The organism is Brevundimonas sp. (assembly GCF_041911375.1).
Taxonomy (GTDB): Bacteria; Pseudomonadota; Alphaproteobacteria; order Caulobacterales; family Caulobacteraceae; genus Brevundimonas.
The window spans coordinates 1-5,248 of sequence record NZ_JAYRPA010000064.1 but is presented as its reverse complement, the minus strand read 5'-3'; the positions used below and the strand labels follow the sequence as shown (position 1 = coordinate 5,248).

Below are 5,248 nucleotides of genomic sequence, written 5' to 3'. Positions count from 1 at the left end.
GGCCGGCGCGGGACGGGCCTGCGGCACCAGGGACCCGGCCAGAATGCCCCCGGCGCGCGGCACGGCGCCGAGGCCGGCCCGGGGCGCCGTCGCGCGCTGAGGCTGGGCCGGAGTCTGAGCCTGAGCCTGAGCCTGACCTTGGCCCTGCGGCCTCGGCGGGACCTTGATGCGCGCCAGCGGATCCGGCGCGAGGGGGACCGGCCCCACGTGGAAGGTCGTCTGGGGCATGCGGCCCCAGGTGATCGACTTGCGCGCGAAGGGTTCGCCGGATTTCTCCGGCTGCGTCGGGGTCGGGGTCTCGGTCATCTTGTCGTCGGACATGGGTGTGGAATGGCTCGCGATCTGGCCGGTTTCGTGACGGATCAGTTCTTGAGGCGATAGCCGGTCTTGAACATCCACATGACGATGGCCAGGCACACGGCGAAGAAGGCCAGCGTCGCCGCCAGGCTGACGCCGATGGCCACGTCCCCCTGGCCGTAGAAGGCCCAGCGGAAGCCCGAGATCAGATAGACCACCGGATTGAACAGCGTCACCGTGCGCCAGCCGTCCGGCAGCATGTCGATCGAATAGAAGGCGCCGCCCAGGAAGGTCAGGGGGGTGACGATCAGCATGGGGATCATCTGCAGCTGCTCGAAGCCGTTCGCCCACACGCCGATGATGAAGCCGAACAGGCTGAAGGTCACCGAGATCAGGATCAGGAAGGCCATCATCCAGAAAGGATGCAGGATCTGCAGCGGCACGAAGAAGGCCGCCGTGGCCAGGATGATCAGCCCCAGCACCGCCGACTTGGTCGCCGCCGCGCCGACATAGGCCAGCACGATCTCCAGCGAGGACACCGGGGCGGACAGGATCTCGTAGATGGTCCCCGTGAACTTGGGGAAGTAGATGCCGAACGAGGCGTTGAAGATCGACTGGGTGAACAGGCTGAGCATGATCAGGCCCGGCACGATGAAGGCGCCGTAGGGCACGCCGTCGACCTCCTGCATCCGGCTGCCGATGGCGCCGCCGAAGACGACGAAATAGAGCGCCGTGGTGATGACCGGCGTGACGATGCTCTGCCAGACGGTGCGCAGGGCCCGGGCCATCTCGAAGCGATAGATGGCCCAGACGCCGTATCCGTTGAAGGTCATGCGGCGGCTCCGTTCTGGTGGACCAGGCTGACGAAGATGTCTTCCAGCGAGCTCTGGCGGGTGTTCAGGTCCTTGAAGGCGATGTTCAGGGCCTCCAGCCGACGGATCAGCGAGGGCACGCCGGTGTCCTCGGCATTGGCGTCGAAACTGTATTCCAGCTCGTGGCCGTCGCCCTTCAGTTCCAGCGCCCAGTCCGACAGGTCGGCGGGCACGGCCGTCAGCGGTTCGACCAGGTTCAGCGTCAGGGTCTTCTTGCCCAGCTTCTTCATAAGGGCGGTCTTTTCCTCGACCAGGATCAGCTCGCCCTTCAGGATCACGCCCACGCGGTCGGCCATCTCCTCGGCCTCCTCGATGTAGTGGGTGGTCAGGATGATGGTGACGCCGCGCTCGCGCAGCTTACGCACCATCGCCCACATGTCGCGGCGCAGTTCGACGTCCACCCCGGCGGTGGGTTCGTCCAGGAACAGGATGTCCGGCTCGTGGCTGAGGGCCTTGGCGATCATCACCCGCCGCTTCATCCCGCCCGACAGGGTCATGATCTTGGCGTTGCGCTTGTCCCACAGCGACAGGTCCTTCAGCACCCGCTCGATGAAGGCCGGGTTCGGCGCCTTGCCGAACAGGCCCCGGCTGAAGGTGACGGTGGCCAGCACCGTCTCGAAGGCGTCGGTCGTCAGCTCCTGCGGCACCAGGCCGATCTTGCTGCGCGCGGCGCGGAAGTCGCTCCGGATGTCGTGGCCGTCGGCCACCACCGAGCCCGTCGTGGGCGTGACGATGCCGCATACGATGGAGATCAGCGTGGTCTTGCCGGCCCCGTTCGGGCCCAGCAGGGCGAAGATCTCGCCCTTGTCGATGGTCAGGTCGACGCGCTTCAGCGCCTGAAGCCCGGACTTGTAGGTCTTGGTCAGGCCTTCGATTTGGATGACCGGCATCACGCCTCCCCGAATTGCGGAGGCGGCGCCCCGTATGGCGGCAATATGGCGCACCTTTCCGGCGTCTCAAGGGGCGGGGGTCCAGTTCGTTCGCGCAGCCGTATCAGAGGACCATCGCCGCCAGCCCAGGAACCCGAACCATGTCCGTCAGGAACACCGCCGTCGTCGCGACCGCCGCCGCCCTGTTGGCCGGATGCGTCACCGCGCCCTCGCCTTCCGAGCATCGCGCGCCCCAGCCCGCCAAGTCGGTGGAGATTTCGCGCCTCTGGTCGGGACGCTGGCACGAGGTCGCCCGCCTGCCCGACCGCCTGACCGACGGCTGCGTGGCGGGCGCGTCGACCTATACGCCCGTCAGCGAGACCCGCATCGATGTGCGCGACACCTGCCAGGTCGGCACGCCGTCGGGTCGCGAGAAGGCCATAGGCGGACGAGGCGAAATCCTGGATCCCGGGACGAACGCCAAGCTGCGCGTTCGCTATCTGGCAGGCCTGGTCACCTGGGATTACTGGATTCTGGATCGCGCCGACGACTACAGCTGGTTCATCTCGGCCGACCCGACCTTCGAGCGGCTGTTCATCTACACCCGCGAGGTTCCGACCGAAGCGCAGGTCAGGGCCCTGACCGAGCGGGCTCGCGCCCTGGGCTACGACGTCAGTCGCCTGGAATATCCGGCTCTGCCGCCGCGCTGATTGTCGGGAAGGGTGGAGACCGCACGACCCGAAGGTGAATTCGTTGTGGCTGCTGCCTTCCGGCCCTGACCAGGTTGGCGAAGCCTTCGCCCGCACGATCTCCGAGACGGGATATGACGGGTGCGGCCGTCGGAATCAAGCGTTACAAGGACACATGGCCTTCCAGAACATCTTCGCCGGCAATCCGCTCGATCGGGCCGGCGACCTGAGAAACAATCCCGACTGGCTGGCCGAACAGGAGGCCAATCCGGAAGCGCTGGCCATGGTCCTGTGGGAAGGCCGCCCGCTGGTCGAGGAGACGGCCGACGGCCCGCGCCTGACCTGGCTGTCGCTGAAGCATGCGCGCGACATGGTCCCCGACCGGGACCTGTTCCTGGGCCTGTGGAACGGGGCGCCGGCCTTTGCGGTGGAGTTCGAAGGCTCGATCGATCCAGCCGAGGGACCGGTGCGGGGCCTGGGCGCCTTTCACGAGATGCGCGCCGCGGCGGCCCTGCTGCCCGCCGGGGACCTGGCCATCGCCGGCGGGGCCAAGAGCCTGTTCGACTGGCGGCGCCGCCACGGCTTCTGCGCCGCCTGCGGCACGATGAGCGAGAACACGGCCGGCGGCTGGAAGCGCCGCTGCCCGGCCTGTGGGACCGAGCATTTTCCGCGCGTGGATCCGGTGACCATCATGCTGCCGGTGTTCGAGGGCGGGGCGGAGCCGGTCTGCCTTCTGGGCCGCCAGGCGTCCTGGCCGCAGGGCCGAATGTCGGCCCTGGCCGGCTTCCTGGAGCCCGGCGAATCGATCGAGGAGGCCTGCGCCCGCGAGGTGAAGGAAGAGGCCGGCCTGACCGTGGTGGCGACCCGCTATCATTCCAGCCAGCCCTGGCCCTTCCCGTCCCAACTGATGATCGGGCTGATCGCCCAGGTGTCCGACGACCAGGCGCAGCCCGACCAGACCGAGCTTGAGGCCGTGTGCTGGCTGACCCGGGCCGAGGCGAAGGCGGTGCTGGCCGGCGAGCATCCCACCATCCAGGCCCCGCCGCCGTTCGCCATCGCCCACAGCCTGATCCGGGCGTGGGCCGAGCAGTAGCGCCCAGGCGTCAGACCAGGGCGCGCGCCGCCTCGAGGTCGTCGGGATTGTCCACCGACAGCGGGGCCTCGGCGATCACCGCCGCCCAGATCTGCATGCCCATCTCCAGCGCCCGCAGCTGCTCCAGCTTCTCGCGTCGCTCCAGCGGCGACGGCGGCGCGGCGCAGAAGCGATTCAGCGCCTCGCGCCGGTAGCCGTAGATCCCGATGTGCCGCCACACCGGCGCATCGCCGTAAAGGGTCGAGCGGGTGAAATAGAGCGCCCGTCCCTGCCGCTCGCCCTCGACCAGGGCCAGCACCGCCTTGACCACATCGGGGTTCGACCGGTCCGAGACATCCCTTTCGGGCGCGACCAGGGTGGCGATGTCGCAGGACGGCTCGCCGTGCAGGATGGCGGCGCAGGCCGTCGCCAGGCCCGGATCGGCGAAAGGCATGTCGCCCTGGACGTTGATGACGGCGTCGAAATCGCCTTCCGGGTCGATGGCGTCCACCGCCGCGCGGATGCGGTCCGATCCGCTGGGCAGCCCCGGATCGGTCAGGACGGCGCGGCCGCCGATGGCCTCGATGGCCTCGACGATCTCCGGATCGCCGGCGGCGACGGCGACGGGAAGGCCGGACGCCTCGGCCTGCTGATAGGCCCTGACGATCATGGGCCTGCCGCCGATGTCGGCCAGCGGCTTGTTCGGCAGGCGGGTGGCGGCCATGCGGGCGGGTATCAATATCAGCGGATTCATCGACTTCCTGTCGCGTTGATGGGCGGGCCGGTTGCGAAGGTCGCGCTACCGTGCCAGAGACGGCCACGCAAGATTATGTCCGGGGCGTGTTTCGAGGGGCCCGGATTCCGGAGAGGATGCGACCACACGCATGAGCGGCGATCTGAAGTGGAATAAGATTTTCGGCGCGGGCCTGGGGACGGCGTTTGTCATCCTGGTGGTCCAGCAGGTGTCGGGTGCGATTTATCACACCGAGGCCCCGGAAAAGATGGGCTATTTCGTCGACGCGCCCGAAGAGGCCGCGGGCGGCGCCGAGGCCGAGCTGCCGCCGGATTGGGGCACGGTTCTGCCGGCCGCCGACCTGGCCGCCGGCGAGGCCGCCTTTGCGCGCTGCCAGGCCTGTCACGACGCGCATCAGGGCGGCGCCGACAAGATCGGTCCGAACCTGTGGTCCGTGGTCGGCGGGCCGGTGATGCACCGCGCCGGTTTCGCCTATTCGGACGCCATGGCGGCGCACAAGGCCGAGGCCCCGACCTGGGGCTATGACCAGCTGAACGAATTCATCACGGCGCCGGCCCGCTACGTGCCCGGCACCAAGATGTCGTTCGCCGGCATCCGCGACACGGCCACGCGCATCAATCTGATCGCCTGGCTGCGGACGCAGGGCTCGGGCGGCTTCGCCATCCCCGCGCCGGATCCCGCCCGTCAGCCGGGCG

7 protein-coding genes and 1 other RNA gene are annotated in these 5,248 nt (G+C 68.5%); 3 read left to right on the top strand and 5 right to left on the bottom strand.

Translation table 11 applies throughout. The features are described from left to right. From ACE3PU_RS11080 to ACE3PU_RS11070, 3 genes are all read right to left on the bottom strand, one after another. Positions 1–321, bottom strand: a 321-nt coding sequence (locus ACE3PU_RS11080; protein WP_374389694.1) for a hypothetical protein, incomplete at its 3' end; no start/stop codon positions are given. Between the two features lie 41 nt (positions 322–362). Further along, positions 363–1,130 (bottom strand): ABC transporter permease, encoded by a 768-nt coding sequence (locus tag ACE3PU_RS11075; RefSeq protein WP_374389692.1) that lies wholly within the window; start codon positions 1,128–1,130, stop codon positions 363–365. Further along, positions 1,127–2,059 carry an ABC transporter ATP-binding protein gene (locus ACE3PU_RS11070; RefSeq protein WP_374389690.1) on the bottom strand — a complete coding sequence of 311 codons (933 nt, stop codon included), beginning with the start codon at positions 2,057–2,059 and terminating at the stop codon, positions 1,127–1,129. The genes ACE3PU_RS11075 and ACE3PU_RS11070 overlap by 4 nt, the downstream gene beginning before the upstream one ends. Positions 2,060–2,199: 140 nt before the next feature. On the opposite strand from ACE3PU_RS11070, the gene ACE3PU_RS11065 reads away from it, so the two are divergent. After that, positions 2,200–2,748, top strand: coding sequence for a lipocalin family protein (locus tag ACE3PU_RS11065; RefSeq protein WP_374389688.1), 549 nt, complete (start codon positions 2,200–2,202; stop codon positions 2,746–2,748). 8 nt (positions 2,749–2,756) lie between these two features. On the opposite strand, the gene ffs is transcribed toward ACE3PU_RS11065, so the two are convergent. Further along, positions 2,757–2,854: signal recognition particle sRNA small type (gene ffs, locus ACE3PU_RS11060), an RNA gene on the bottom strand. A gap of 48 nt (positions 2,855–2,902) precedes the next feature. Here ffs and nudC point away from each other — a divergent pair. Beyond that, a complete protein-coding gene (gene nudC, locus ACE3PU_RS11055) occupies positions 2,903–3,820 on the top strand; it encodes an NAD(+) diphosphatase (protein ID WP_374389686.1) in 918 nt (305 codons plus the stop codon). Positions 3,821–3,830: 10 nt separating this feature from the next. On the opposite strand, the gene ACE3PU_RS11050 is transcribed toward nudC, so the two are convergent. Continuing rightward, positions 3,831–4,553: a 3-deoxy-manno-octulosonate cytidylyltransferase gene (locus tag ACE3PU_RS11050; RefSeq protein WP_374389684.1), complete on the bottom strand. Its 723-nt coding sequence runs from the start codon at positions 4,551–4,553 to the stop codon at positions 3,831–3,833. 130 nt (positions 4,554–4,683) lie between these two features. Here ACE3PU_RS11050 and ACE3PU_RS11045 point away from each other — a divergent pair. Beyond that, positions 4,684–5,248: cytochrome c family protein (locus tag ACE3PU_RS11045; RefSeq protein ID WP_374389682.1), on the top strand; the 565-nt coding region annotated here is incomplete at its 3' end.

Coding starts and splice junctions, on each gene's coding strand:
- ACE3PU_RS11075 (WP_374389692.1), bottom strand. CDS start 1,130: ATGACCTTCAACGGATACGGCGTCTGGGCCATCTATCGCTTCGAGATG.
- ACE3PU_RS11070 (WP_374389690.1), bottom strand. CDS start 2,059: ATGCCGGTCATCCAAATCGAAGGCCTGACCAAGACCTACAAGTCCGGG.
- ACE3PU_RS11065 (WP_374389688.1), top strand. CDS start 2,200: ATGTCCGTCAGGAACACCGCCGTCGTCGCGACCGCCGCCGCCCTGTTG.
- nudC (WP_374389686.1), top strand. CDS start 2,903: ATGGCCTTCCAGAACATCTTCGCCGGCAATCCGCTCGATCGGGCCGGC.
- ACE3PU_RS11050 (WP_374389684.1), bottom strand. CDS start 4,553: ATGAATCCGCTGATATTGATACCCGCCCGCATGGCCGCCACCCGCCTG.